The following is a 26856-nucleotide window of genomic DNA, read 5'->3' on the forward strand; positions in this document are numbered from 1 at the left end:
ATCTCCGCCCCTCGTCCGTCAGTTCTGTCTCCGGAACGGTTCGGCCAACTGGCCGAGGTAGTCGTCCGGGTAGTCGGGCTTGGCCGCCATTCCGAGATCGTCACTGCTGAAGCGCTTTTCCGGATCGAAAGAATAAGTGCGGAACAGGTGATCCCAGATCAGAGTGAACAAACCGAAATTGACGTCACCGATTCCCGCCCACTTCAGGTGATGGAATCGGTGGCCGGCGTTGAGGGCGAGTATCGGACGCAGGGGGCAGATGCGGTAGTCGGCATTCGAATGCTGAAGCAGGAGTTGGACAGCGACACAAACCGCGAGCGCCGAGGCAACTGGAACGGGCATCCCGAGGAGGATCAGTGGCAGGACGCCACCGGCGGTTTCGAAAGTCTGATGCACGGGGTGCTTCATCAGTCCGTTCATACCGTAGAACCGTTCGAGGCTGTGATGAACCGCGTGGAAACGCCACAACCATCCAACCTTGTGGCTGATCAAATGCACCACGGTGATGCCGAAATCGGCAACCAACACTGCGAAGACGACCTGAAGGACAAACGGAAGACCGTTCGGCCACAGCCCGTCGAACGGAATCACCGCGGCCATCAACGGGATTACCGCGACGCTGACCAAGATGAGGGATTCGTTGACAAACGCATGGACAGCGTCGCGAAACCTGTCCGGTCCCGGGGCATTCCACGAAGATTCGTAGGGAAGCGCCCGTTCGGCCGCGAAAGAGCAGGCCACTGCGAAGAGAATCAATGCCACCAGTGACCATTTCGGCGCGCCGGATGCCGCCAGCGCGATTGCGGCTCCGTTGATTCCCAAGAGCATGAACGGGACGTACCCGTATCTGACGATGAGGGTGAGCATGTATTCGATGGTGCACGGCGCGGGTGGTCCTCGACTTGTACGAATCGGTCGACTTTCAGTCAGCCGAACAAGTGGTGTCGCGTTACTTCGTCAGCACGGTGGCGAGTGCAGCGCTCAGATACGGAGTGATGTTCTCGACGACCCGTGTCACGATCGCAGTGGCGACGTCGGCGGGTTGCAGTGGCACCGACGGTGTCTGCGGCAATGCCGGGGGAGCAGGCGGAGCGGGCTCGGACATCATCGGCGTGTAGGTGTTGTGCTTCGTGAAGTAGCCGAAGACCGAATCCACGAACACCTCGGGCGCATCACGCGGCTTGGGCATGTTGCAGATGCCGTCACCCTCGATGCAGACTTCCTGTACTGCGATGTCTCCGAATCCGCCGCGTGCTCCGGACATCGTCGCTCCCGGAACGACATTGGGCACTACGGTTTCGATGCCCCCGGCCGAGTTGCGAGGGTCGGCGTAGAGGACGCCTTCGACTTGCGACTGCGGAATGGATCCGTCGCGTGCGATGTCACCGAGCACGTCGCCGGCAATACGCGCTCCCTGTGAGTATCCGGTGACGACGATCTCGCTGCCCGGGCACTGAGCGTGGAAAGCGTTGACTTCAGTGCGAAGCGTCTGGGCGCCGGCGGCAACGCTCTGGTCGTACGTCTGTTCGCCGAGCGGCCAGAAGCTGGCGGGGTAGGTCACCGGCTTGGAGGCGTAACCCTGGGCGACGTAGCGGTCGGTGACGGGTTGCGTCGTTTGTCCCGTCGGATCCCACGTTCCGCCGACCGCGAATACCGCACCGGCCGGGCACGACCCACCGTCATTCGGGTCCGCTCCGGCAGGTACCGACATCACAAGAGTCACCCCCGCTGTGACTGCAACCGTGCATGCCACTGACATCGCGTATTTCCTCATCGGGCCTGTCCCCATCTATCTACGTTCTCGTTCACTGGCGAGACAACCCGCGGTCCGACGCGTTTCGTTCGGTACTGAAGAGAATGGTGATGGGGCGATAAGTCCTGGAGGTAATCCGTGCGTAAACAGGAAGTTGCCGACCGGCGCTGTTTACTACCAGCGTGTGTGGGGCGTCACGGCGTCGGTACCTGCGGCGGGTGATTCGGCTCGAGGAGGGTTCCGATCTCCTTCCCCATCGACACGGCGTTGTTGAGGTCCGCGTTGGTTGTCGGCCCGAGTGTGGCGTAGACGACGATCGTCGTCTTCGAATCGGGGTAGTAGAGCGCGAGACCGTTGTAACCGCCGTACGACGGGTTCATCACCAGCCAGCCGTCGAGGTGCCCGGTCCCGAAGGAAAAGAACTTGTCCGCCGTCATACTTCCCAAGCCCGCAGTCGTCGGCGCCATCTGCTGCTCGAAAGCCTTGTCGGAGAGTAACTCTCCCGTTCCCAGCGCGCGCACCCACTTTCCGACGTCGGCGACAGGCGCGTTCATGTTTCCGCTGTGCAGGAACGCCGTCGGATTCCAGAAAGTGGAGTCTTCGAATACTCCACGTTCATTGGTGTAACCGTGCAGGATCGGTTCGTCCATCTGCGACGTGAGTACAACGCTGCTGTGATCCATCCCGAGTGGATCGAAGACGCGCTGCTGAAGTAGTTCGCCCAGCGGTTTGCCGGTCGCCTTCTCCATGACGTCGCCGAGCAGCGTCAGGTCGCTGTGCGCGTACGCCCAACTGGTGCCGGGTTCGAACAACGGCGGGCGGGAGTTGGCAAGATCCAGGATCTCTCGAGAAGTCCAGCCCTTCATCGGGTTGTCCGTGAAGAGTTTGAGGAACTGTGGATCGGTCACGTAGTCGGAGATGCCCGACGTGCTGTTGGCCAGCATTCGCGGAGTGATGGTGTCTGCGCGTGGAAAGTTCGGTTCCCACTTCGCGATCGGTTGATCGAGGGGAAGCGTTCCCTCTTCGTCGAGTTGCAGCAGGACTGTCGAGAGCATCGGTTCCATCGGTTGGCCGACGCGCAACTGCATGTCGGTTGTCGCCGGAACTCCGACAGGGGACTCTCCGACGGCGCCGAGAGCAACTTCGTCGTCGCCTCGCCACACCCCGAACACAGCGGCACTGAGGCCCAAGTCGGCCACTTGGCGGCGGACGATGTCCGTGATCTCGGTGGATTCCCGACTGCTCGAGGTGCTGGGAGAGGCGCTGCCCGTGTTTGTTGCGGAGTCATCGTCGGAACTGCACGCAGCGGTTGCAATGGCAACGGTCAAGGCGATCGACAGAGCAGACAGCCGCACCCGAGCGCGGTGGTGGGAGGAAGTCATGCCTGCGATCCCTTCGATGTGGAAATCGAGCAACCGACGCCGAGCAATGTCCCAATTGGCCGAATTTACCGCAGTTGGAAGGAGGAGGGGTCAGATCGACCGTATAGGCGCAACTGCTGTTCCAGAGCCATCCTCATTCGGGTGCCGCGTCCGGTTCCTCTCGCAGGTCCTGCGCTTGCTGAAGCTCGGCGTTGATGCGACGGGCTTCGGTGAGTTGGTCTTCGAGGATGATGATGCGGCAAGCCGCGTCGAGCGCCGTGCCGTTGGCTACGAGTTCGTGCGCGCGGGCTGCGATGCGCAGCTGGTAGCGGGAGTAGCGGCGATGTCCGCCCTCAGAGCGTTGTGGGGTAAGCAGTTTCGCGGCATCGAGGCTACGAAGGAAAGCTTGCCTGACACCGAGGATCTCGGCCGCATGTCCCATGCTGTACGCAGGATAGTTCTCGTCGTCGAATCTGCCGGAGGGGTCCCCCGGTGGTGTATCTGCCGGAATGGCTCGCTTCTTTCGCTGAACGGACGGGGCCCCCGGCGCGAGGAGCGCCGGGGGCCGGATGGGGTTGAACTTACTTACATAACTGCATTCTTTCGAACTTCCGGACTCGCACAAGACATCCGGTAGCCGCTTTGAAGGGGGGTGCCGGGTCCGACTACACACTCACACACGAATTCGGCCCCGGCACGTCCCTGCCCTGCGGTACTGCTTGCGGGTAGTTCATCTCTCCCGCATCTCTTGACTCGTTCCTTGCTACGAGAAAAAAGATACAACAGCCTCGCGAGAATGTCTACCCTGACGGCTGTAGATATTTTGTTGCGAACATTCTAGGTGTTGATATTCAGGAACGGCCTGGTCGCCGGGGGTGAGAGCGCTCAATGTGAGTCATAGGAGATGGATCTGGGACAATGCTCCGATGCGAAATACCCCGAAGTCCGAGTCGTTGTTGCGCGCCCGCGCGGAGAGGGAAGAGCGCACCGGCTCCTCCGAGCATCCAGCTGGTGGCGCGCCGAACCCCGGAGAGGACTCGTCGTCGTCCGAGCCGGGGGCACGCAGCGACAGCGCCACGATTCGGTCGGCTCGGTCCGAGCTCTCAACTCACGCCAGGGCAGTGGAAAGTATGCACGAGGCGATCCATCCTGATCGCGATTGAGGCAGCTGCCTCGTCGGGATGCGGGGGGACTCCTTCATCCCGCTCACTGCAACGCACGACGGCCGCCGCACTCCCGAAAGTAAGGGGAGTGGCGACGACCGTCGAGTTGTCAGAGTGTGCACTCAGTACTTGAACCTCAAGGCAGCAACTGGTCCAGGAAGGTGTTGCTGAAGACCTTGTGCGGATCCAACGCGTTGAATGCGGCGTTGGCGGTGTCCCAGTTGTCGCTCGATGGGACGCCGTCGCGGTAGGTCTGGGGGAGGCCCTGGGTGATGATCGGGGTGTCGGTGTACGGCTTGTCGGGGCCGAACGCCCAGCCCTTGGACCACTCGGGGCGGAAGGTGGCGTCGTTGTTGTTGTAGTGATTACGCATCCACTGTTCCATTTCGCGGTAGAACGCGAACATGCCGGGGGTTCCGGGGACGCCGAGGACGTTGAGCCAGATGGCAGTGTCCCATTCCGGATGGTCGGGGCGCGGGCGCATGGCCGAGATGGTGGGGGCGCCTGCCGAGTCGACCTCGACCTCGGATGGTTGATCGAGGCCGCAGCAACGGATTTCGACGGGCCCGTTGAGGGGGAACTGTCCGATGGAGCGGTAGTACTCCATGCGGCCGTTGAACCACTGGGTGAAGTCGTGGATGACCTGGCCGATGTTGGCGCGCGAGGTGATGACGGCTCCGCCGCCCTCGGTCAGGCGCAGGGTGGTGGCCCGGATGTAGAACTGGACGTCCTTGGACCATCCCCACAGGTCGTTGGAGAACGTCGCGGCGAGTCCGGCAACGGTGGTGGCGTACATGATCTGCCCGAATGCCGGTGCGATGCCCGGGTTTCCGGAGTTGATCTGGCCGATCATGTCGGTGACCGGCTCCGGGAGGTTGTCGGAGAAGATGTAGTTGTACGGTCCGGTCACCTCACGCGAGAACGGCGGCTTGGTGGGTGCAAGTGACCACACCTTCATCCACGGGCGTTCGGTGAAGGGGTACCAGATTGCTTCTGCGCGACCGTTTTCGCGGACGAACTTCTCGAAGGTGCGTCCGGACGCTCCGCGGGCGCCGAAGAGTTCCTGCCAACCGATGTCGGTGTGGCTGACGCAGCGCATGCGGTAATTGGGGGCGGCCTGCAAGGTGACGGAGGTGAGGAAGGTGCGTCCGAGGTGAGTCAGCAGCGGCTTGATCGCCGCGTCGCTACGTGCATACGTCTTCAGCGCGTACTCGCTGCCGTTCCAGACCACTGCGGTCAGGGACGTGACGAGGTTGGAGAGTGAGCCGAAAGTCTGTCCGGGAACGTGTGCTTCGCCTTCGGCGGGAAGAGCTGCGCCGTGAGCGTCGACGGCGAGGCAGCCGGCAATGGTCAACACACCCGGCGCCGGCAGGTTCGCGAACCCGAGGCCCTGTGCCTGCAGTGCGGTGGTGATGGCGTCGAGGGTCGCGCCGGGTCCTGCGGTGACGGTGGCTGGGCTGCCACCGGCGTTGACGGAGACTCCGGTGAGGTGGACCGTGGTGTCGGCGAGGATGACCTTGTCGACCGGCGCACCGTTGACGATGGTCAGCGGCGTCCAGCCGTGCATGGCGCCGCGGGGACGAATGGTGTAGCCGTTGGCATGACCCCAGTTAGCGAGGCGGACTACGTCTTCGGGCGTCTTGGGCGAACAGGTCCAGATCGCGTCGAGCATGATCTCCTTGGACCAGTTCTGATATGCCTGCTGGTACAGCGCGATGCCTTCGGGGAAGGCAGGCGGCGGCGTGAGGGTGGACACGGGACCACCCGCGGAGCCGGAAGAGCCGGCGGGGACGGCGTAGGCCGGCGTCCAGCCGGCGAATGCGGTCGCTGCCACGGCGCCGGCTCCAGCGGCCATGAAACCTCGTCGGGACAGTCGGAACTTTTCGTCTTGTGCCGTCATCTTCGGGCTACTCCATCGGGTTCGAGAACTACGGTGAGTTCTAACAGGTGGGTATCAGACAGGTTGGTATCAGACAAGAGTGAGAACTACGTCAGCCAGGGCAGGAGCTTCGCGCTCCAGTACAGAAGCTGAGATCAGGAGTCGCCCATTGTCTTTCCAGATCTGGATACTCAAGTTCTCGCCGGGAAATACGACCCCGGCAAAGCGGGCCCGAAATCCGGCTACCCGACTGCTGTCGCCGTCGAGCATGGTATCCACTGCGGTCTTGCAGACCATTCCGTAAGTACACAGTCCATGCAGGATAGGCGCTGGAAAGCCTGCCGCGGAGGCGAATTGCGGATCCGAGTGCAACGGATTCCGATCACCACACATCCGGTACAGCAAAGCCTGCTGTGGAAGCACAGGCGTCACCACTGTCTCATCTGCTTCGCGATCCGGAAGCGTAATCGACTCCGACGGACCACGTTCACCCCCGAAACCACCCTCGCCGCGGGCGAAAATGGACGAGCGAGCTGTCCACAGCGGGTTGCCCTCGGCGTCAACCGTGACGGATTCCTGCACGATCACCGCGGCCTTGCCCTTGTCCCAGACCTCGGCGATTCGAGTTGTAGTGCGGCCACTTCCACTTGCCGGGATCGGCTGATGGACAGTGACTTCCTGGCTCCCGTGGACTACCTTCGCCAGATCGATTTCGACGCCGGGGAACGACACCTTCGGTGCTTCGGTGGCGTGGAAGTTGGCGGCGACGGTGGCAAAGGTGGGTAGTACCTGAGGCTTTTCGTCGTCGAGGTATCGAAGCTCGTTCGGATCAAGCGGACGAGCACCTGCCCCCAGGGCCAAGTGGTAGTGCTGCACGTCCGACGGGGTCCACGAGAACTCTTGTGGCGCAAGCTCGGCGCCGAGTGCGATCTTCGGATCAATTGGCATGGTCGACCGCCGTCTTTTCAGCTGCAGGTGCTTCGGTTGTCTCGGCCTTCTTCGCACGCTCGACGATGTCGAGTACGGCCAAGTAACCGAAAGTCATTGCGGGACCGATGGTCGCGCCTGGTCCGGCGTAGGTGTGGCCCATGACCGGAGCGCTCGCGTTGCCAGCCGCGTAGAGGCCGTCGATGACGCTTCCGTCTTCGCGTAGTGCTCGGCCGTTGACGTCGGTGCAGATACCACCCTTGGTGCCGAGGTCACCCGGAACCATCTTGATGGCGTAGAACGGAGCCTTGCTGATTTCGGCGAGGCTGGGGTTCTTCAGTCGGGGATCGCCGTAGTACGCGTCGTAACCACTGTCACCGCGTCCGAAGTCCTCGTCCTTGCCGTTGCGCGCGAAGCCGTTGAACCGATCGACGGTTTCGGTCAGCGATGCGACGGGAAGCCCTGTCTTCTCTGCCAATTCGGCGATGGTTCCCGCCTTGACCACGATGCCGGCCTTGAGCCAGCGGCCGGGGAAGGGGGAGCGGGGAGTGATACCGGCAAACGTGTAGCGGTTGCGGTAGCGCTGATCGAGAATCATCCACGTCGGGATGTTCTCGCCGGGGCCCTCGCCCTGACCGTACTCACCGCCGTACATCGCATGGGTTGCCTCGACGTACGGAGCCGCCTCGTTGCCGAAGCGCTTGCCCGACATGTTGACCATCATGCAGCCCGGGAGGGTGCGCTCGGAGAGAGCGAACCACGGTCCGCCGGTCAGCGGAATGGACGGGCCCCACCAGGCGTCGTCCATGAAATCGACTGCAGCGCCCACTTCTTGGCCTGCGCGGATACCGTCGCCGGTGTTTGCCTTCGCGCCGACGGTCCATTCGGTGCCGATAGGTGCGCGCTGGTACTTCTCACGCATTTCCTTGTTGTGCTCGAATCCGCCGGATCCCAACACGACTCCGTGGCGAGCGCGGATGACCTGCTCCTCGCCGTCGACGATGACGTTGACGCCGCGAACTGCGCCGTCTTCGGTGTACAGGGAGGTCAGCGGGGTGTTCAGCAGGATGGGTACTCCGGCGGACTGAAGTCCGAGTCGAATACCGGCGACCAGTGCCTGGCCGCGAACCAGCAGATCCTTCTTGGTGGCCTTCGCTGCGAGGAATCGCATGCCGACCTTCATGGCGCGCAGGGGTCCGCGAGGATTGCGCATCAGCAGGTTGAGCCACTTGTAGTCGGCCTGGGTGATGACGAAGTTCTTGGGGGCCTTGACGTAGTCGGGCTCGAGGTTCTTGCGGTCGGCGCCCAACTTGTTGCCGTCGAACGGGGTGGGCTCGACACTGCGGCCACCGAGGCGTCCGCCGGGTGCTTCCGGGTAGTAGTCGGAGTAGCCGGGAACCCACTGCAGCTCGAGCGGGCTGTTCTTCAACACGAACGAGAGCATCTCGGGACCGCGCTCGAGATAGGTGTCGATGCGTTCGGGAGCGACAACGTCGCCGATGATGCTGTGCAGGTAGGAACGTGCGGCCTCCGGTGTATCGGTGACACCGTCCGCTTGAAGTGCCTCGTTGTTGGGGATCCAGACCCCACCACCGGAACGGGCGGTCGATCCGCCGTAGTGGGCGGCTTTCTCCACGATGACCACACTCAAGCCCTGGTGGGCTGCGGTCAAGGCCGCTGTCATACCTGCGGCACCACTGCCGACGACGACGATGTCGTATTCCTGCTTGCTCATGTAGAACACGTTATAGAATGATGGGGGTGTCAGTCCATGCTTTCTGCCAGGAAGTATTTCCGGACGTTGTCATTGATAACGAAACACGTTGCAGTGAGATTGAGGATGGTGCGGTGTGACCTGGGATACTTCGGTTGACGTCCTTGTGGTCGGGTTCGGTGTGGCGGGCGCCAGTGCGGCGCTCGAAGCTGTAGCGGCCGGTTCGTCGGTTTTGGCAATCGACCGAGCACTCGGTGGTGGTGCCAGCACGATTTCCGGAGGAATCTACTACGCCGGCGGCGGCACCGTGATTCAAAAGGAAGCCGGTGTCGAGGACAGTCCCGAAGCCATGCTCGCCTACCTGAACCGCGAGGTCGGTGACGCGGTGACGCCGCAGACTCTGCGCCGGTTCGTCGACGAGAGCCCGGCGTCGATCGACTGGCTGCGCAGTCACGGCGTGCCGTTCGAGGCCTCACTCTGTCCGTACAAGACGTCGTACCCGAGCAACAAGCACTACCTCTACTTCTCGGGTAGCGAATCGGCCGGCGGGTTCCGTGACATCGCAAAACCTGCTCCGCGTGGTCATCGCGCCAAGGGGCGTGGCACGTCGGGAAAGATGCTGTACGGCCCGCTCGCGAAGTCCGCGGAGGCGAAGGGCGTCCAGTTGCTCGGCCAGACGCGAGCGGACCGGCTGATCATCGAGGACGGCCGGGTGATCGGCGTCGAAGCACTGACGCTGCGTGACGCACCCGCCGGAGTTCGTCGCCGTCACGCGACGCTCGGGTCCTTGTCCTCCAAGCCCGGCGTCTACGCACCGCAGTTGCGCACGATTCTCGACGCACTGATCGCGAAGATCGAGAAGAAGCACGCCAAGCGGATTCGTATCCAGGCACGCGGCGGCGTGATCCTCAGCGCCGGCGGCTTCGTGTCCAATCGCGAGATGATGCGTACCCATGCTCCCGCCTACAAGGGCGGTATCCCGCTCGGCACCTCCGGGGACGATGGCAAAGGCATCAACCTCGGTGTCGAAGCCGGGGGAGCCACCGACAAGCTCGGCAATGTGTCCGCCTGGCGATTCATCGTCCCGCCGAGTGCTTTTCTCGGTTCCATTTTGGTGGGTGAATCCGGTGCGCGAATCGTCGACGAGTCCCGTTACGGTGCCGCTCTCGGTCAGGCGATGGCGGAGAAGAGCAGCGGAATCGGTTGGCTGCTGGCAGATTCCGAACTCGTTCGCGAAGCGAAATCGCAGATAAGTGACCAGTCGATGTGGTTCCAGCGGGTACAGACCACCGGAATGATGCGTACTGCAGTGCGTGGCAACACCATTGCCGAGGTCGCCCGCAAAGCGGGGATAGACGTCGCCGGCCTTCAAGCCACCGTCGACGCGCACAACTCCGCTGCCGCTGCCGGACAACCTGATCCGATGGGTAAACCGTCGGACTTCGTCAGGCCGATACTGTCTGCGCCGTTCACGATGTACGACGTCTCGATCAAGCCCAACATGATGAATCCGTGCCCGATGCTCACGCTCGGTGGATTGGTGGTCGACGAATCGTCCGGCATGGTGAAAAACGAGGCCGGGGAGGGTATCCCTGGTCTGTACGCCGCCGGCCGTACCGCGGTCGGTATCTGTTCCAACTCGTATGTGAGCGGCTTGTCGCTCGCCGACTGCGTATTCTCCGGACGACGAGCCGGTCAGCACGCAGCCGCATTCTCCACAGTCGGAAAGGCCTGAACGATGCTCTCGACGCAGATCCGCGGCGAACTTGCCGACCATCTTGATTCGGCGGAACGGGATCGCGCTCCGATCAGCCCGCTGATCGCCACGTATCCGGACATCGACGTCGTCGACGCCTACGAGATCCAGCTCATCAACATCCGGCGTCGTGTTGCCGGTGGCGCAAAGGTGGTCGGACACAAGGTCGGACTCTCGTCACTGGCGATGCAGCAGATGATGGGCGTAGACGAGCCAGATTACGGTCACCTGCTCGCCGAGATGGAAGAGTTCGAGAACCGTCCGGTCGACACGTCGCGCTTCTGCTTCCCGCGCGTCGAGGTGGAGGTCGCCTTCATTCTGGGAGCAGATCTGCCGGGCGCCGGGTGCACCGAACAAGACGTCATCGACGCTACTGTCGCCTATGCGCCGTCCATCGAGTTGATCGACAGCCGGATCAAGGACTGGAAGATCGGCCTCTCGGACACCATCGCGGACAACGCGTCCTCCGCCGGGTTCATCCTCGGCAAGGAACGAGTTCGCCCGTCGGACATCGACATCAAGGCCATCGACGCGGTGCTGACCTGCAACGGGGAGCGGATTGCGGAGGGGCGCAGCGATGCGGTTCTCGGTAACCCGGTCACCGCTGTCGCGTGGTTGGCGCAGAAGGTCGACACGTTCGGAGTTCGGCTCAAGGCCGGCGACATCGTTCTGCCGGGTTCGTGCACGCGAGCGATCGACGCTCATCCAGGCGACAACTTCCGAGCCGAGTTCAGCGGCCTCGGTTCCGTCTCTCTTCAGTTCACGTAGGAGTAGTCATGACCAAGGCAAGTGTGGCGATCGTCGGATCGGGAAACATCAGTACCGATCTGTTGTACAAACTGCAGCATTCCGAGTGGCTCGAACCGCGATGGATGATCGGAATCGATCCCGAGAGTGAAGGATTGGCGCGCGCCCGCAAGATGGGACTCGAGACCTCCGCCGAGGGCGTCGACTGGTTGCTCAGCCAGGCGGAGAAACCGGACCTGGTCTTCGAGGCGACGTCGGCATACGTGCACCGCGAGGCAGCACCACGCTACGAGGCCGCCGGTATCCGTGCCATCGACCTGACGCCGGCCGCGGTCGGCCCGGCTGTGGTTCCGCCCGCGAACCTGCGTGAGCACCTGGACGCACCCAACGTCAACATGATCACCTGCGGTGGGCAGGCAACCATTCCGATCGTCTACGCGGTATCACGTGTCGTCGACGTGGCGTACGCCGAGATCGTCGCCTCGGTTGCATCGTTGTCCGCCGGCCCGGGAACTCGCGCGAACATCGATGAGTTCACCAAGACCACCAGCCGCGGTATCGAGACCATCGGCGGCGCACAGCGCGGCAAGGCGATCATCATCCTCAACCCCGCGGACCCGCCGATGATCATGCGCGACACAATCTTCTGCGCTATCCCCGAAGACGCCGATCAGGCCGCGATCACCGACTCCATTCACCGCGTCGTCAAGGACATCCAGCAGTACGTGCCCGGCTACCGGTTGCTCAACGAACCGCAGTTCGACGAACCGAGCGTCGTTTCCGGTGGCTATGCAACGGTCACCACGTTCGTCGAGGTCGAAGGCGCAGGCGATTTCCTGCCGCCGTACGCGGGCAACCTCGACATCATGACGGCAGCAGCCACCAAGGTGGGCGAGGAAATCGCCCAGAAGCTTCTGAGTGTGAAGGCATGAGCGACATGATTCATTTCGATTCGAGCTGGGACATCCGCGTCACCGACACATCGCTGCGCGACGGCTCCCACCACAAGCGTCATCAGTTCACCGTCGACGAAGTACGAGCCATCGTCGGTGCCCTCGACGGAGCCGGAGTGCCGGTCATCGAGGTCACTCACGGCGACGGCCTCGGCGGGTCCTCCTTCAATTACGGCTTCTCGAAGACTCCCGAGCAGGAACTGATCAAAGCTGCAGTCGAGACGGCGACCAACGCGAAGATCGCCTTCCTGATGCTGCCCGGATTGGGCATCAAGGACGACATCGTCATCGCACAGGACAACGGTGCGTCCATCTGCCGCATCGCAACTCACTGCACCGAGGCAGACGTATCCATCCAGCACTTCGGCCTCGCGCGTGAGCGTGGACTCGAAACAGTCGGATTCCTCATGATGGCTCACTCGATTCCGCCGGAGAAGCTGGCCAAGCAGGCTCGCATCATGGCCGACGCGGGTTGCCAGTGTGTGTACGTGGTCGACTCGGCCGGCGCGCTGGTACTCGAGCAGGTATCCGATCGCGTCGAGGCGCTGGTTCAGGAACTCGGCAACGACGCTCAGGTCGGCTTCCACGGCCACGAGAACCTGGGCCTGGGCGTCGCCAATTCCATTGCGGCAGTTCGTGCGGGAGCCAAGCAGATCGACGGTAGTACCCGTCGGTTCGGTGCCGGCGCCGGCAACGCCCCGGTCGAGGCCTTCGTCGGTGTTTGCGACAAGATCGGCGTCAAGACCGGTATCGACTTCTTCGCCATCGCCGATGCAGCCGAAGATGTTGTGCGCCCGGCAATGCCGCAGGAATGCCTGCTCGATCGTCAAGCACTGATGATGGGCTACGCCGGCGTGTACTCGAGCTTCCTCAAGCATGCCGAGCGTCAGGCCGAGCGGTACGGAGTGTCGTCCGCGGAGCTGTTGGTGCGCGCAGGTAAGCGCAAGTTGGTCGGCGGACAGGAAGATCAGTTGATCGACATCGCGCTGGAACTCCAGCGCGAAGCAGCGGCTTCCTAGGTCATGGCAGACGTACTGGCCGGAAAAGTGGCCTTGGTGACCGGCACGTCCTCAGGGTTGGGGCGCGCGGTGGCCGAGATACTCCACCGCAGGGGCGCACAGGTTTTCGGTATCGCCCGCGACAAGGAAAAGCTGCGACAGTCGATGGTCGAGGTGGTCGGCGCGGATGGAGAGCGTCGTTTCGCGGCGACGGACGTCTCGGATTCCGCTCAGTGTGATGCGGCCGTGCAGGCGTGCGTCGACGAACTCGGTGGTATCGACATCCTCGTCAACGTGGCGGGATCGCACTCGCTTCGTCATACGGCGGATATTGCGGATTCCGAATGGGCACATGACCTTGCGGTCAATCTGAACGGACCGTTCTTCCTTTCCCGAGCAGCACTGCCGCACTTGCTGGAACGGGGCGGCAACATCGTCAACGTCTCCTCGATCGCGGGACTGGAAGGGCAGGCGTACTCGGCTGGATACTGTGCTGCCAAGCACGGACTCATCGGACTGACCCGAGCGATGGCGATGGAGTTCACCGGAAAGTCTCTGCGTGTCAACGCAATCTGCCCCGGCGGCATGATGACTCCTCAAGTCACCGGATTCACCTTCCCCGACGGAGTCGACTTCGACCTCGTCATGAAGGTTGCCTCGCCGCGTGGCTTGATGGAAGCCGAGGACGTTGCGAAGATGGTGGCTTTCGTCGCCTCCGACGACGCCTCGGCGATACACGGGGCCGTCTACTCGGTGGACAACGGAAAAATGGCATGACCCCGTTGGTCTCGGGACCGATCTTCCAGATCTGCTGGGTGGTCGAGGAGATCGAGGCCGCCGAACAGGAGTTCACTCGGCAGTGGGGAGTGGAGCGATGGCTACGTATGCCAGACATCGCCTTTGGTCCCGAGAGCACAACGTATCGAGGTGAGCCCGCGGACTATGTCGTTCACGTGTCGATCGGATATGCGGGCAGCCAACAGCTCGAGTTGATCCAATCAGTGTCCGGACGCAACCTGTACACGGAGTTCCTGGAGACTCACGGCGTCGGAGTTCATCACCTGGCTTGGGTTCCTGACGATTACGAGGCGACGTTGCTCGAGGCCGAGCGTCGCGGAATGTCGGTGGTGCAACAAGGTCGGGTAGAGGGCGCCGGCATGGAGTTCTCCTACCTCGATGCCGGGCCGTTGGGTGGATACGTCGAGTTGATGAAGCTCTCGCCCGAGATTCGGTTGATGTTCGCTTCGCTCATTCCTGATTGACGGCAAACACTTTCGTGAAGTAATCGGAAACGTTCTCCGGGTGACCACGGAATCCGAGGTAGCCGTCGGGGCGAATGACCAGCGCCGCCGTACCTTCGACCCCATACGCGGCGCACAGTTGCGAGGCGTTGTCCTCGATGATCGGCACCAGCGAGTCGACGGTCACGGTTCCCGGTGGCACTATCGCGTAGACGTCCAGCAAGCCGTGCGCTGATCGAACTGCGGCGTCGGCGACCTTCTCCAGACCGTTGATGCTCTCCGCGGATCCGTCCGAAGTCAGCAGTAACGTGTGGTCGACTCCTGACAGCAAGTCGAACAACCGAATTGGATACTGCACACCGTCTCGGCGCATTCCGCGTGCATCGGGTGCACGCTCGCCCGGTTGAACGTGTGGACTCGAAGAATTACGCCCGGTGTTCAGCGGACTCTCCGAGTAGTCGATCAACAATTGAGCCTGGCGCCGCATTGCCGTGTCGATGGAAGACTCTCCCGAACCGATTCCTTCTCGAGCATTTCGGACGGTCATCCCGACGACTTCTTCACCGACCGGCCGTCTTTCGGCATCGTAGGTCTCGAGAAGATCTGCTGTTGCAACGCCTTTGACGGCGAGCGCTATCTTCCACGCAAGATTGTGGGCGTCCTGGATCCCGGTGTTCATGCCCTGCGCGCCAGTCGGGGGATGGATGTGCGCGGCGTCGCCGGCGACAAAAACCCGTCCGCGACCGTAAGCGTCGACGATGCGGTGGCTGATGCGGAAGACCGAGGACCATCGCAGCATCGAGGCGGTTGTCGGTTCTGGGGACAGTCTGTCGAGCACGGCCTGGATGTGATGGAGTTCCGGTGTCTTGCCGGTTGAAAAACCGTGTTGTACAGCGGCTTTGTTCGACGATTCGTCCGGCATCAAATCGTCCGGAACGAGCATCGACATGCGGTACCGCTTGTGTCCGGGAAGTGGGATGCAGACGAGTAGATCGTCGGTGGTTCCGTCGTCGGCGGTGTGGTTGGCGCGGACGGAGTAGCCGCTGGGGATCGACCAGTCGACTTCGACGTCGCCGAGCATGTAGCTCTCGGCAAATGCGCCGCCCTCGAAGCTCAGGCCCAGCCCTTTGCGGACCACGCTGTGCGCGCCGTCGGAACCCACCAGGTACTGAGCCGTCACGGTACTGCCGTCGCTGAGGGTGCAGGTGACGGCGTCGTCGGATTGTTCGAATGCAGTGAGGCCGACTCCGCGTTCGACGGTTGTTCCCAACTCGGTGAGGCGCTCGGTGAGGATGCGCTCCGTCGAGTACTGAGGCAGACAGAGAAACCAGTAAGGAACGTCCTCGGGGAGGGTGAGGTCGACGCGGCCGACCTCGACGCCGTTCGTGTACATGATCTGACCGCGCATCAATGTCGAGACGTCGAGTGCCTGGCGGAGCACCCCCATGTTCTCGAAGAGTTCGAGAGTGCGTGGCTGAATCCCGACGGCTTTCGCGTATTGCCGCGGTTCGTCGAGCGGGTCGACTATTCGACAGGAGATACCGCGTCTGCGCAGCTCGATCGCGGTGGTCAAGCCGATCGGGCCGGCGCCCGCTACCAATACGTCGGTATCCATGAGGACCCACTCACGTCGGGGACAGTCGGTCATTTCAGTATGGGTAAGCGAACTTTCGTTTTGGGGAAATTCGCGCAAATCGGACATCGAGAGGTTGCGTCTCGCGCCGACTGTCCGTCCGCGCACCGACTGTTTTGCGCTATTGCTCGTCTTCGAAGCCGAGCGCGATTCTCCTGCACAGAAGCGTGAGCTCGACCTCGTCGACGCGTGGCGCGTCGTCCCATGAATCGACGTCGTTCCAACTCACTGAACTCGGAGCGCCGAAAGGTCTGACGAAAACGTGCTGATGAAAGTGGGGGACGCTTAGCCCAGCGATCGCGGAGAACACGAATTCCGGAGTCAATTCCGAGTCGAGGGCACGTGAGACGCACCAGACCGCGTGTGCGATGGCGAGTGCTTCAGGTTCGGATAGTGAAGGCAACCCGGACACGTGTCGACGGGTCTCGACGAACACATATCCAGGAACCGAACGTCCGTGTGGTGGAGGGGGCCGATGGGAGACAACGACGAAGTCGTCCTCGAATATTCGAGGGCTGACGAGCGGGCCTGTTCCTCGGTGTTTGGCGCATATTGCGCACGTTGACGTCCCCATTCCACTTTTGTAGCGAGTGTGGCGCGGTGGCGGAAGATTTGCGATCAGCCCGAACGGAGGGTTCATCTAGATGTACAAATTGACATGTTTGTAAAAGTTTTACCTTGAAAATCGTTGACAAAACGCCATCATTTGTCCACTCTCTATACATAGATGTTGTTCGTGTCGCGGATTACCGCGCAGGACGCACTCACTGATCCGAACGAGAACTGGAGAATTCGATGGCGGCGTTGGTGTACACCGAGCCAGATGGTCGGCTCGCAACTTGGAGAGACCGGAAACGCTACTTGTGGCTGTTGGCGCTGATTCCGTCATCGGCAACTTTCATCGCCGTGGGGCTTGTTACCGCCACCGGATGGAATGTCTTCTGGTGGACCGGCCCACTGATCGCGTTTGCTCTCATTCCCGTCATCGACATCCTGGCGGGTGAGGACGGGAAGAATCCGCCCGACGAGGTGATCGACGAACTCGAGAACGACCGCTTCTACCGGTGGTGCACCTACGCCTATCTGCCGCTGCAGTACACGGCCTTCTTCCTGTCCTGCTACATCTGGGCGCGTTGGGATTTGAGCGTTCTCTCCAATATCGGACTCGCAGTGACGATCGGTGTGACGGCCGGAATCGGCATCAACACAGCCCACGAACTCGGGCACAAGAAGGAGAGCGTCGAGCGCTGGTTGTCCAAAATCGTTCTCGCACAAAGTGCTTACGGTCACTTCTACCTCGAACACAACCGTGGCCACCATGTGCGAGTGTCGACTCCGGAAGATCCGGCGACCTCGCGCTTCGGTGAGACCCTCTACGGTTTCTGGCCGCGCAGCGTCGGCGGGGGATTGAAGTCGGCGTGGCATCTCGAGAAGACCCGCTTCGAGCGTTTGGGCACCACGCACTGGAGCATCAAGAACGACGTGCTCAACGCCTGGCTCATGTCGGTTGTTCTGTTCGGTGTCGCGCTTGCAGTATTCGGGATCGGCATCGCGCCGTACCTCGTGATCCAGGCGTTCATCGGGTTTTCGCTGCTCGAAGCGATCAACTACCTCGAGCACTACGGACTCCTGCGTCAGAAAACCGCAAGCGGACGGTACGAGCGATGCACGCCGGCGCACAGCTGGAACAGTGATCGCATCTGCACCAACGTCTTCCTTTATCACTTGCAGCGGCACAGCGATCATCATGCGAATCCGACACGGCGCTACCAGGCGCTTCGCAGTATGGAAGAGGCCCCTCAGCTCCCGAGCGGCTACGCCAGCATGATCATGCTCGCCACAGTTCCGCCCCTGTGGCGCAAGGTGATGGACCACCGCGTTCTCGAGCACTACCGAGGTGACATCACCCAGGTCAACATCGCGCCGAAGAAGCGGGCCAAGATCCTCGCAGCCTACGGGGTGAACGCATGAACGCCTACATCTGCCCGATCTGCGACTACACGTACACCGAATCGACAGGCGCTGCGCGAGAAGGCTTTCCGCCCGGCACGCCGTGGTCGAGTATTCCGGACGACTGGTGCTGCCCCGACTGCGGCGTCCGCGAGAAGGTCGACTTCACCCTCGTCACGCAATCCTGATCGAAATACCCACCGGTGAAAGGAAAACCGATGTCCGAGACTGCCACTGCTTACAAATTGTTCCGCTGCCTCCAGTGCGGGTTCGAATACGACGAAGCGATCGGCTGGCCCGACGACGGTATCGAGCCGGGTACTCGCTGGGACGAGATTCCCGAAGACTGGTCCTGCCCTGATTGTGGTGCCGCCAAAGTCGATTTCGAAATGGTGGAGGTGGACCGCTGATGACAGCGGTCAGCGAGCCCGACACACGCACCGTCGTGATCGTGGGCACGGGCATCGCCGGTTCCGGTGCCGCGCAGGCCCTGCGCAAGGAAGGGTTCGGCGGCAGCATCATCCTGATCGGCAGCGAACCTGAGGAGCCGTACCGCCGCCCGGCGCTGTCGAAGGAGCTACTGTCCGGGAAAGCGTCGTTCGATCGGGTTCGGTTGCGGCCGTCGACTTTCTGGAACGAGCAGGGTATCGATCTTCGGATCGGCGCAACTGTCACGAGTATCGACACAGATTCCCGCACAGTACTTTTAGCCGACGGTGACAGCATCGACTACGACGTTCTGATTCTTGCCACGGGTGGACGGTCCCGACGGTTGGAGAACGAAGATTCCGAGCGCGTTCACTATCTTCGAGATATCGCAGACATGCGACGCTTGCAATCCCAGCTGATCGAAGGATCCTCGCTATTGGTGGTCGGCGGTGGCTTGATCGGATCGGAGGTGGCGTCAACGGCACGCGACTTGGGTTGCAGTGTGCAGGTTCTCGAAGCGCAACCGGTGCCCCTGTCCAGGCTGCTTCCACCGTCGATAGCGGAGAAGATCGCCGCGCTGCACGTCTCGGCGGGCGTCGCCTTGCAGACGGGAGTTGACCTCGAGACGCTCACGACGGGTGCCGACGGCGTCGCCGCACGTGCGCGTGACGGACGCGAGTGGACAGCGGACTTGGCCGTCGTCGCAATCGGATCCTTGCCCGATACCGATGTGGCTGCTGCGGCGGGTATTGCGGTGGACAACGGGATTTCGGTAGACGGATACCTCCGGACCTCCGTCGTTGATGTGTACGCGATCGGCGATGTGGCCAACGTGCCCAACGGTTTTCTCGGCGGCATGCACCGTGGTGAGCACTGGAACACCGCGCAGGACCACGCAGTTGCAGTTGCCAAGACCATCGTCGGGAAGGAAGAACCCTTCGAATCCGTCCCTTGGAGTTGGTCGAACCAATTCGGCCGCAACCTTCAAGTAGCTGGTTGGCCAGGCGCGGACGACACCGTGATTGTTCGAGGAGACTTGGACTCCTATGACTTCACTGCGATCTGCATGCGCGACGGAAATATCGTCGGTGCTGTGAGCGTGGGCCGGCCGAAGGACATTCGCGCCGTCCGAACCCTTATCGAACGCTCGCCGGACATCAGCGCCGACGTACTTGCCGATACAAACAGGGATCTGACCGAACTTGCGGCGGGTCTTGTCGCCTCACCGGTGCTCTGAGTGCACTCGTGACTTCTGTGGCTTGCGTGTCCACCGTTTTGACACCGAGCACGGGCGATGGAAATCTTCCCGATATGTCCACCGCTCGTGCCCGTGTCCCGTACCACGAGGCAGCTCGTCAACTCCTCCGTGCGTCAGCGCTCGACGCCACACGCGAACTCTTGACCGAGAAATCGTGGAACGACATCACGATGGCGCATATCGCGGAAGCTGCGGGCATGAGCCGGCAGACGTTGTACAAGGAGTTCACGTCCCGCCAGGGATTGGCGTCCGGATACCTCATCCGTTTCGTCGACGAGTTCCTCGAAGAGGTGGAACGCGAAGTAACGCTGCATCATTCGGATCCGCGTGGCGCGGTCTCGGCAGCCTTCCGTGCCTTCTTCGACGCCGGTGCACGGGATCCGATGGTGGTCAGCATTGTCGGTCCCCGGCCGCAGCACGACCTGCTGAGCTTGGTCACCACTGACGGGACTCCGCTGCTCGAACATGCGAGCGCGAGGTTGGCCGAGATCTTCATGACCAGTTGGGCGAACGTCGACCGCATCCATGCCGAGATGTTCGGCAGCACGATAGTGCGTCTGGCGATCAGTCACGTGACGTTGTCTTTCGGTACCCCCGATCAGATCGCCGAGAACCTGGGGGAGATGTTCGGGCCGTTCCTCGATCAGGTCATCGGTTCGGGCACAGTCGAACCGAACTGAGCCGACAGGATCGATACGGTTTCCGGGCTAGGACGGAAGTTCGATCGAGCGTGATCGCCGTAGTTCTTTGGTGGGAAATATCGTCGTTATGTGTGAATCCGCGTCTCACTTCTCGGTAGCGTGCCGGGCGTAGATCGAGGTGCGATCCGCAGGGGGTGGCTCTCGTGAATTTCCGTCAACGGTGGAGGAATTCGAAGATGAAGAGCCGCAACAAATCTCGAGTGATGTCGACAGTCGCGCTAGTTGCAACATTTGTCATGGCCGGTGCAGGTGTGGCAATTGCCGACGAATCATCGTCAGGGTCTTCCGGCAGCGGATCGCTCGGTTCCTCCGGTGCGGCAGCGGTTGATCCGTTGACCTTCGACGGTTGGGGCACGTGCCCGATCGAGGATCTCGAGGTGACGACGTGCGCCAGCGTCGTAGTTCGCGGAGGGACCATGAAATTGGGCGCACTTTCGGTGCCGATCCCGGACGGAAGCCTCAAGGTTGCGGGCGGAGTGAAATACGCGACCCAGCCGGACAACAGTTTCATCGAGACGTTCGTCGCCAAGCAGGACGGGTCCAACGGGGTCTATTCCAATCCGATTTCGGTACCCGGAGGTGCTCTCGGGATCGATACTCCGCTGGGACTGACTCAGATCAGCGCGACGGTGGAATCGGTGGGAGTCCCGGATCTGAAGGTTCTCGAGCAGGAACTCACCATGCCTGTTCGATTGAAACTGTCTAATCCCTTGCTCGGTGACGATTGCTACATCGGTTCGGTTTCGAATCCGATCAACCTTCACCTGACCACAACCGGAAACCCTCCGTCGGAAGCTATCGGTGAGTTCCCCGGTGCAGTGTTCCCGGCAGTCCCACATTCGGATGCGGTGTTTGCGGCGCCGGGAGCCAGCGGGTGTGGACCGCTGGGTGCGCTCAACTGGGCCGTGAATCTACGCGGGGGAGTGCCGGCGGCCAGCGGAAAGAACTCTCTCACCACGTCGAGCGACGTCTACGCGGTGGCTGCACGAAAGGTGCGACCGCCTGCCTGACGGACGCGCGGGCGCTGGAACGTAAAACGAGGGCCGACCCGTGGGTCGGCCCTCGTTCTACACAATCAGGTCAGCTGACCTCGGGATCACGCACCGTGATGGTGCCGTCCCTAACCGCGTCGGCGATGCTGTCGTGCAGTTTCGGGCATCCGTCTTTCAATGCCGACGACTGCCCGGAAGCAATTGCCTCTTTGAAGGTGTGGCAACGCAGCGCCGGGTCGGAAGTCCACTGAACGCTGGTGTGTTTGTACGTGTTCTTGCGAACCAGTACGCACGCGCCGCATGCCTTGCAGTCGACTTCCTGCAGACCCGAGTCGAGGTATTCGTGCTTGTCCTCGATCGTCTGGGCCGCGATCGCCTCGAGCCGTTCCGTTTGCCCGGCAAAGTCCGGTGCCTTGGCCCAACGAGCCCACCGTGCGTCGGTTCCGATCGAGGCGCTCACGACTAGACCTCTGCTTCCTTCTTTGCCGCTTCTGCTGCAGCTTCCTTCTCGGCCTTCTGGCGTGCGAGGTTTTCCTCGACCTCGGCGTGCCAGGCTTCGTTTGCCTTGGTGGTGTCCACCTCGAACTCGAAGCGCTGCGTCATCTTCTCGGTGACGTCGGCCTTGTCCACGTAGAACTGCTCGTACCAGCGTCGTAGCTGGTAGACGGGGCCGTCTTCTTCGCAGAGAAGGGGATTCTCGATCTTGGTCTTGTTCTTCCAGATCGCGACGTCCTGCAGGAATCCCTCGCTGATGCCCTCGGTGAACTTGCCGGCCAACTTGTCGGCCATCTCGTCGGAGACACCCGTCGGCTTCTTCACCGTCACGCCCCACTGCAGCACGAACGAGTCCGGGCTGATCGGGTAGTGGCAGTTGATCAGAACACTCTCGACCTCGTATCCGCTGTAGCTGTTCCACAGGGGATTGACCATGTACGACGGTCCGTAATACGCAGCTTCGGAGCGAAGCAGCGTGTCGCCGCCGTACTGGGAGGCCATTCCGATGTCGGGACGGCCCGTGGTGTTGAGGTACTGAGTGGCGATCTCACCTTCGAAGACGTTCTTGAAGTACGTCGGGAAGGCGTAGTGGATGTAGTAGAAGTGCGCCATGTCGACCACGTTGTCGATGATCTCGCGGCAGTTGGACCCCTCGATGACCATGGAGTTCCAGGTCCAGTCGGTCCATTCGTCGCTGTACGCGCCCTCGATACGAGGAATCACGATCTCTTCGGGCGGCGGATTGCCCTCGGGGTCGTTCCAGACGAAGAGCTGACCGTTCTGCTCGAGGGTCGTCCACGCGCGGGTGCGTGCGAGCGGAGGCACGCGGCGGGCATAAGGAATGCCGGTGCACTTGCCGTTGCCGCCCCAGCGCCAGTCGTGGAAGGGGCAGGCGATGGAATCGCCCTTGACCTCGCCTTGTGTGAGGTCACCACCCATATGACGGCAGTATCCGTCGAGAACTTTGATGTCGCCCTTGCTGTCGGCGAACACCACGAGCTTCGTACCGAAAGCCTCGATCGCGTGCGGTTTGCCGTCCTTGAAGGTCTTCAGTAGACCCAGGCAGTGCCAACCGCGGGCGAAACGAGTTTGCACCGTTCCGACGTCGATCTCGCGAATCTGCGCCATTGTGACCTCACATCCCTTCTAGCTGTTAGTAGAACACGTTATAGAACTCGATCCGGTTCCGCCAGATTTTGGGGGCACTTGTTACAGCATTGCGGCCACAAACGGGACCTTTGTCAGCGTCTCGACAGAAAAGAGAACGTGTTCTAGTCTCAAGTGTAAGTGAACCAACCGATCGAGGAAGACGGGAGCGTCGAAGTGGGTAACCATGACAGCCACGAGGTGATGCAGAGGCTCGACGCACTACTGCCGGCACTGCGCGAGCGCGCACAGGAGACCGAGGATCTGCGCCGTATCCCCGACGAGTCCATCAAGGCTCTTCAGGAAACAGGCTTCTTCCGCTTGCTGCAGCCGAAGCAGTGGGGCGGATACGAAGCCGATCCGGTGCTGTTCTACTCCGCGGTCAAGAAGATCGCCAGCGCGTGTGGTTCCACAGGGTGGGTCTCCTCGATCATCGGGGTACACAACTGGCACCTCGCCCTCTTCTCTCAGCAGGCGCAGGAAGACGTGTGGGGCAACGACACTGACGTTCGCATCTCGTCCTCTTACGCCCCGATGGGTATGGGTGAAGTAGTCGAGGGCGGATACAAGGTCAACGGTGCGTGGGCGTGGTCTTCGGGTTGTGACCACGCCAGCTGGGCCGTTCTCGGTGGTCCGGTGTTCAAGGACGGCCGCGCAGTCGATTTCGTGAGCTACCTGATTCCTCGCGAGGACTACCAGATCGACGACGTGTGGAATGTGGTCGGTCTGCGTGGAACCGGCTCCAATACCGTTGTGGTCAAGGATGTTTTTGTTCCCAAGCATCGCGTTCTGAGCTTCCGGGCGATGAGCGAACTGACCGCCCCGGGCCTCGAGAACAACACCGCGCCGGTCTACAAGATGCCGTGGGGAACCATTCACCCCACGACGATCTCGGCACCGATCGTCGGAATGGCTTACGGAGCTTACGAAGCGCACGTCGAGCACCAGGGCAAGCGTGTGCGCGCTGCGTTCGCCGGCGAGAAGTCGAAGGACGATCCGTTTGCCAAGGTGCGCATCGCCGAGGCGTCCAGCGACATCGACGCCGCGTGGCGTCAGCTCTCCGGCAACGTCGCCGACGAGTACGCGTTGATCCTTGCGGGCGAAGAGGTTCCGATGGAACTGCGGCTGCGCGCTCGACGTGACCAGGTGCGCGCCACGGGCCGCGCGATCGCCTCGATCGACAAGCTCTTCGAGAACTCCGGCGCCACGGCGCTGCAGAACGGCACTCCTATCCAGCGTTTCTGGCGCGATGCTCACGCTGGTCGCGTCCACGCCGCCAACGATCCCGAACGCGCCTACGTCATGTTCGGAACCGGCGAATTCGGTCTGCCGATCACCGACACGATGGTCTAGAGGAGGCTCAGTGACAACCACCGAAGAAGCCCTCACCTACGAGTCCACTTCACGGTTCGCGCAAGTGCGCCCCGATCTGAAACTGCACTTCCACGAGGCGGGCGTCGGAAACGACAAGACCATCGTGCTGCTGCACGGCGGTGGCCCAGGCGCGTCGTCGTGGTCTAACTTCGCCCGCAACATTCCGGTGTTGGCGAAGAGCTTTCACGTCATCGCGGTCGATCAGCCCGGTTACGGGCAGTCCGACAAGCCGACGGAGCATCCGCAGTACTTCGTTCACAGTGCGTCGGCGCTCAACGATCTCCTGGACACGCTCGAGATCACCGGTCGCGTTGATCTGCTGGGCAATTCGCTCGGTGGTGGCGCTGCTGTTCGCTTTGCGCTCGACTACCCGGACCGTGCGGGTCGCCTCGTTCTGATGGGCCCCGGCGGTCTGAGTGTCAACCTGTTTGCGCCGGACCCCACCGAGGGCGTCAAGAACCTCGGAAAGTTCAGCTACCAGCCCACCCGAGAAAACCTCGAAGCATTCCTGCGGATCATGGTCTTCGATCAGAAGCTGATCACGCCGGAACTCGTCGACGAACGTTTTGCTGCCGCCAGCACTCCCGAGTCGCTGGCTGCGGCCAAGGCGATGGGTAAGTCCTTCTCCAGCGGTGACTTCGAGCTCGGCATGCTCTGGCGCGAGGCGTACAAGCTTCGTCAGCGTGTGTTGCTGATCTGGGGCCGTGAGGATCGGGTCAACCCTCTCGACGGCGCACTGGTCGCGCTCAAGATGATCCCGCGCGCGCAGCTCCACGTCTTCGGCGGTTGCGGTCACTGGGCGCAGCTCGAGAAGTTCGACGAATTCAACCGGCTCGCAACCGACTTCCTGCTCGACGGAGGTAAATGATGGGTATTCGATCTCTGGCGTACATGCGCATCGGGGCCACCGACATGGCTGCGTGGCGCGAATACGGACTCAAGATCCTCGGAATGATCGAGGGCAAGGGCGTCGACGCGGAATCGCTGTATCTGCGTATGGACGACTTCCCGGCGCGTCTTGTCATCGTTCCGAACGACACGGACCGTCTGCTCGTCTCGGGTTGGGAAACCGCGAATGCCGCTGAGCTGCAGGATATCCGTGACAGGTTGTCGGCAGCCGGTGTTCCGTTCAAGGAAGGCACGGCGGAGCAGCTCAAGGACCGTCGCGTCGTCGAGATGATCGCGTTCGAGGACACCTCGGGCAACTCCCTCGAGGTGTTCCACGGAGCTGCTCTCGAACACCGCCGGATCGTGAGCCCGTACGGGCACAGGTTCGTGACGGGTGAGCAGGGCCTCGGCCACGTCGTGCTCACCACCGATGACGACGATGCTTCGCTGCGGTTCTACCGCGACGTACTCGGATTCAAGCTTCGCGACTCGATGCGTCTGCCTCCGCAGATGGTCGGCCGGCCCGCGGACGGCGACCCGGCGTGGCTGAGGTTCCTCGGCTGCAACCCGCGTCACCACAGCTTGGCGTTCCTGCCGTTGCCCAACCCGACGGGCATCGTGCACCTGATGCTCGAAGTGGAGAACTCCGACGACGTCGGACTGTGCCTCGACCGGGCACTGCGCAAGAAGGTCAAGATGTCGGCGACTCTCGGTCGCCACGTCAACGACGAGATGCTCTCGTTCTACATGAAGACTCCAGGTGGGTTCGACATCGAATTCGGTTGTGAGGGGCTAGAGGTCGAGGACGAAAACTGGATCGCGAGGGAAAGCACGGCCGTGAGCCTGTGGGGTCACGACTTCACGGTGGGAATGAAGCCGTGAGTTCGCCCGACGCGTCGGTGAGTGCGGAGCAGGCGATCGATCCACGCCAGTTCCGCACGGTTCTCGGGCAATTCTGCACGGGTATCACCATCATCACGACAGTCGACGACGGTGAGCCTGTCGGGTTCGCATGTCAGTCTTTCGCGGCCCTGTCACTCGACCCGCCTTTGGTGTTGTTCTGCCCCACCAAGGGTTCTCGGTCGTGGGCGGCAATCGAGCGGACCGGTAAGTTCGCCGTCAACGTGTTGGCGGAGGAACAGCAGGCGGTGTGTGCTCGTTTCGGGTCACGTGAGCCGGACAAGTTCGCCGGCATCGATTGGACGCCATCGCCTCTGGGCTCGCCGATCATCGACAAGTCCCTTGCACACATCGACTGCACGGTGGAAACCGTCCACGACGGTGGCGATCACTACGTCGTCTTCGGTCGGGTGTCGTCGATGAGTGAGATCAAGACCGAACGCCCGCTGCTCTTCTATCGCGGGCAGTACACGGGCATCGAGCCGGACAAGACTGTTCCGGCTACCTGGCGTGACGATCTGGAAGCGTTCCTGACGACCACGACAGAAGATACCTGGCTGTAGGGGGCAGGCCCCCTGTGCGCCTTTTTGGTAGTGGT

General features: G+C 61.8%; 27 protein-coding genes. 17 read left to right on the top strand and 10 right to left on the bottom strand.

The genetic code is table 11. The features are described from left to right. Positions 1 to 18: 18 nt before the first annotated feature. From A0W34_RS03885 to A0W34_RS03900, 4 genes are all read right to left on the bottom strand, one after another. Positions 19 to 867 (bottom strand): sterol desaturase family protein, encoded by an 849-nt coding sequence (locus A0W34_RS03885; RefSeq protein WP_081557345.1) that lies wholly within the window; start codon positions 865 to 867, stop codon positions 19 to 21. Between the two features lie 82 nt (positions 868 to 949). Further along, complete coding sequence (locus A0W34_RS03890) at positions 950 to 1759, bottom strand: PE-PPE domain-containing protein (protein WP_003945630.1); 810 nt, start codon at positions 1757 to 1759, stop codon at positions 950 to 952. A gap of 188 nt (positions 1760 to 1947) precedes the next feature. Next, positions 1948 to 3135 (bottom strand): serine hydrolase domain-containing protein, encoded by a 1188-nt coding sequence (locus A0W34_RS03895; RefSeq protein WP_198035687.1) that lies wholly within the window; start codon positions 3133 to 3135, stop codon positions 1948 to 1950. Positions 3136 to 3268: 133 nt separating this feature from the next. After that, complete coding sequence (locus A0W34_RS03900) at positions 3269 to 3556, bottom strand: MerR family transcriptional regulator (RefSeq protein ID WP_003945791.1); 288 nt, start codon at positions 3554 to 3556, stop codon at positions 3269 to 3271. A gap of 484 nt (positions 3557 to 4040) precedes the next feature. Between A0W34_RS03900 and A0W34_RS32715 the strand changes: the two genes are divergently transcribed. Then, positions 4041 to 4277, top strand: a complete 237-nt coding sequence (locus tag A0W34_RS32715) for a hypothetical protein (RefSeq protein WP_007734072.1) — start codon at positions 4041 to 4043, stop codon at positions 4275 to 4277. Positions 4278 to 4413: 136 nt separating this feature from the next. Here A0W34_RS32715 and A0W34_RS03905 read toward each other — a convergent pair whose 3' ends face one another. The 3 genes from A0W34_RS03905 to kstD all read right to left on the bottom strand — a co-directional run bounded on the left by A0W34_RS03905 (position 4414) and on the right by kstD (position 8818). Then, positions 4414 to 6177 (bottom strand): cholesterol oxidase substrate-binding domain-containing protein, encoded by a 1764-nt coding sequence (locus A0W34_RS03905; protein WP_042449392.1) that lies wholly within the window; start codon positions 6175 to 6177, stop codon positions 4414 to 4416. A gap of 69 nt (positions 6178 to 6246) precedes the next feature. After that, entirely contained in the window at positions 6247 to 7104 is an 858-nt protein-coding gene (locus A0W34_RS03910; protein ID WP_003945880.1) for a MaoC/PaaZ C-terminal domain-containing protein, read from the bottom strand. Further along, positions 7094 to 8818: a 3-oxosteroid 1-dehydrogenase gene (gene kstD / locus A0W34_RS03915; RefSeq protein WP_007734077.1), complete on the bottom strand. Its 1725-nt coding sequence runs from the start codon at positions 8816 to 8818 to the stop codon at positions 7094 to 7096. Before kstD ends, A0W34_RS03910 begins: the two co-directional genes overlap by 11 nt. Before the next feature lie 115 nt (positions 8819 to 8933). Between kstD and A0W34_RS03920 the strand changes: the two genes are divergently transcribed. The 6 genes from A0W34_RS03920 to A0W34_RS03945 are packed head-to-tail and all read left to right on the top strand — an operon-like array spanning position 8934 to position 14513. Next, positions 8934 to 10532: an FAD-binding protein gene (locus tag A0W34_RS03920; RefSeq protein WP_042449394.1), complete on the top strand. Its 1599-nt coding sequence runs from the start codon at positions 8934 to 8936 to the stop codon at positions 10530 to 10532. Between the two features lie 3 nt (positions 10533 to 10535). After that, positions 10536 to 11321 (top strand): 2-keto-4-pentenoate hydratase, encoded by a 786-nt coding sequence (locus tag A0W34_RS03925; RefSeq protein WP_042449395.1) that lies wholly within the window; start codon positions 10536 to 10538, stop codon positions 11319 to 11321. An 8-nt stretch (positions 11322 to 11329) separates the two neighbouring features. Next, positions 11330 to 12232 (top strand): acetaldehyde dehydrogenase (acetylating), encoded by a 903-nt coding sequence (locus tag A0W34_RS03930; protein ID WP_081557347.1) that lies wholly within the window; start codon positions 11330 to 11332, stop codon positions 12230 to 12232. Then, complete coding sequence (gene dmpG / locus A0W34_RS03935) at positions 12229 to 13272, top strand: 4-hydroxy-2-oxovalerate aldolase (protein ID WP_007734084.1); 1044 nt, start codon at positions 12229 to 12231, stop codon at positions 13270 to 13272. The genes A0W34_RS03930 and dmpG overlap by 4 nt, the downstream gene beginning before the upstream one ends. Before the next feature lie 3 nt (positions 13273 to 13275). Beyond that, positions 13276 to 14028, top strand: coding sequence for an SDR family NAD(P)-dependent oxidoreductase (locus A0W34_RS03940; protein ID WP_081557348.1), 753 nt, complete (start codon positions 13276 to 13278; stop codon positions 14026 to 14028). Continuing rightward, the gene (locus A0W34_RS03945) at positions 14025 to 14513 is read left to right on the top strand and encodes a VOC family protein (protein WP_042449402.1); all 489 of its coding nucleotides are present in this window, start codon (positions 14025 to 14027) and stop codon (positions 14511 to 14513) included. Before A0W34_RS03940 ends, A0W34_RS03945 begins: the two co-directional genes overlap by 4 nt. Here the strand turns inward: A0W34_RS03945 and A0W34_RS03950 are convergent. Next, entirely contained in the window at positions 14500 to 16107 is a 1608-nt protein-coding gene (locus A0W34_RS03950; protein ID WP_081557349.1) for an FAD-dependent monooxygenase, read from the bottom strand. The two genes, A0W34_RS03945 and A0W34_RS03950, sit on opposite strands and share 14 nt — an antisense overlap. A gap of 813 nt (positions 16108 to 16920) precedes the next feature. Here A0W34_RS03950 and A0W34_RS03960 point away from each other — a divergent pair. From A0W34_RS03960 to A0W34_RS03985, 6 genes are all read left to right on the top strand, one after another. Beyond that, positions 16921 to 18096, top strand: a complete 1176-nt coding sequence (locus tag A0W34_RS03960; RefSeq protein ID WP_003945652.1) for an alkane 1-monooxygenase — start codon at positions 16921 to 16923, stop codon at positions 18094 to 18096. Beyond that, positions 18093 to 18263 carry a rubredoxin gene (locus A0W34_RS03965; protein WP_007734092.1) on the top strand — a complete coding sequence of 57 codons (171 nt, stop codon included), beginning with the start codon at positions 18093 to 18095 and terminating at the stop codon, positions 18261 to 18263. The genes A0W34_RS03960 and A0W34_RS03965 overlap by 4 nt, the downstream gene beginning before the upstream one ends. Before the next feature lie 30 nt (positions 18264 to 18293). Continuing rightward, the gene (locus tag A0W34_RS03970; protein ID WP_007734094.1) at positions 18294 to 18485 is read left to right on the top strand and encodes a rubredoxin; all 192 of its coding nucleotides are present in this window, start codon (positions 18294 to 18296) and stop codon (positions 18483 to 18485) included. Next, positions 18485 to 19741, top strand: a complete 1257-nt coding sequence (locus A0W34_RS03975; RefSeq protein WP_064688611.1) for an NAD(P)/FAD-dependent oxidoreductase — start codon at positions 18485 to 18487, stop codon at positions 19739 to 19741. The genes A0W34_RS03970 and A0W34_RS03975 overlap by 1 nt, the downstream gene beginning before the upstream one ends. 74 nt (positions 19742 to 19815) lie before the next feature. Next, positions 19816 to 20442 carry a TetR/AcrR family transcriptional regulator gene (locus A0W34_RS03980; protein WP_007734097.1) on the top strand — a complete coding sequence of 209 codons (627 nt, stop codon included), beginning with the start codon at positions 19816 to 19818 and terminating at the stop codon, positions 20440 to 20442. Positions 20443 to 20639: 197 nt separating this feature from the next. Further along, entirely contained in the window at positions 20640 to 21473 is an 834-nt protein-coding gene (locus A0W34_RS03985) for a hypothetical protein (RefSeq protein ID WP_075832140.1), read from the top strand. 70 nt (positions 21474 to 21543) lie between these two features. Here the strand turns inward: A0W34_RS03985 and A0W34_RS03990 are convergent, their stop codons facing one another. Both A0W34_RS03990 and A0W34_RS03995 read right to left on the bottom strand, forming a co-directional pair. Then, positions 21544 to 21915 carry a hypothetical protein gene (locus tag A0W34_RS03990; protein WP_003945499.1) on the bottom strand — a complete coding sequence of 124 codons (372 nt, stop codon included), beginning with the start codon at positions 21913 to 21915 and terminating at the stop codon, positions 21544 to 21546. Positions 21916 to 21917: 2 nt separating this feature from the next. Beyond that, positions 21918 to 23078 carry a Rieske 2Fe-2S domain-containing protein gene (locus A0W34_RS03995; RefSeq protein ID WP_003945847.1) on the bottom strand — a complete coding sequence of 387 codons (1161 nt, stop codon included), beginning with the start codon at positions 23076 to 23078 and terminating at the stop codon, positions 21918 to 21920. Between the two features lie 195 nt (positions 23079 to 23273). Here A0W34_RS03995 and hsaA point away from each other — a divergent pair, with 195 nt between their 5' ends. From hsaA to hsaB, 4 genes are read left to right on the top strand one after another with little or no spacing between them, the layout of a single operon-like run. Then, positions 23274 to 24449: a 3-hydroxy-9,10-secoandrosta-1,3,5(10)-triene-9,17-dione monooxygenase oxygenase subunit gene (hsaA, locus tag A0W34_RS04000; RefSeq protein WP_039973406.1), complete on the top strand. Its 1176-nt coding sequence runs from the start codon at positions 23274 to 23276 to the stop codon at positions 24447 to 24449. Between the two features lie 10 nt (positions 24450 to 24459). After that, positions 24460 to 25338: a 4,5:9,10-diseco-3-hydroxy-5,9,17-trioxoandrosta-1(10),2-diene-4-oate hydrolase gene (gene hsaD, locus A0W34_RS04005; protein ID WP_003945808.1), complete on the top strand. Its 879-nt coding sequence runs from the start codon at positions 24460 to 24462 to the stop codon at positions 25336 to 25338. Next, on the top strand, positions 25338 to 26240 hold the full coding sequence (gene hsaC, locus A0W34_RS04010; protein WP_003945585.1) for an iron-dependent extradiol dioxygenase HsaC: 903 nt from the start codon (positions 25338 to 25340) through the stop codon (positions 26238 to 26240). Before hsaD ends, hsaC begins: the two co-directional genes overlap by 1 nt. Next, positions 26237 to 26821 (top strand): 3-hydroxy-9,10-secoandrosta-1,3,5(10)-triene-9,17-dione monooxygenase reductase subunit, encoded by a 585-nt coding sequence (gene hsaB / locus A0W34_RS04015; RefSeq protein WP_003945677.1) that lies wholly within the window; start codon positions 26237 to 26239, stop codon positions 26819 to 26821. Before hsaC ends, hsaB begins: the two co-directional genes overlap by 4 nt. Positions 26822 to 26856: the final 35 nt, after the last annotated feature.

The organism is Rhodococcus sp. BH4, from assembly GCF_002079265.1.
Taxonomy (GTDB): Bacteria; Actinomycetota; Actinomycetes; order Mycobacteriales; family Mycobacteriaceae; genus Rhodococcus_F; species Rhodococcus_F qingshengii.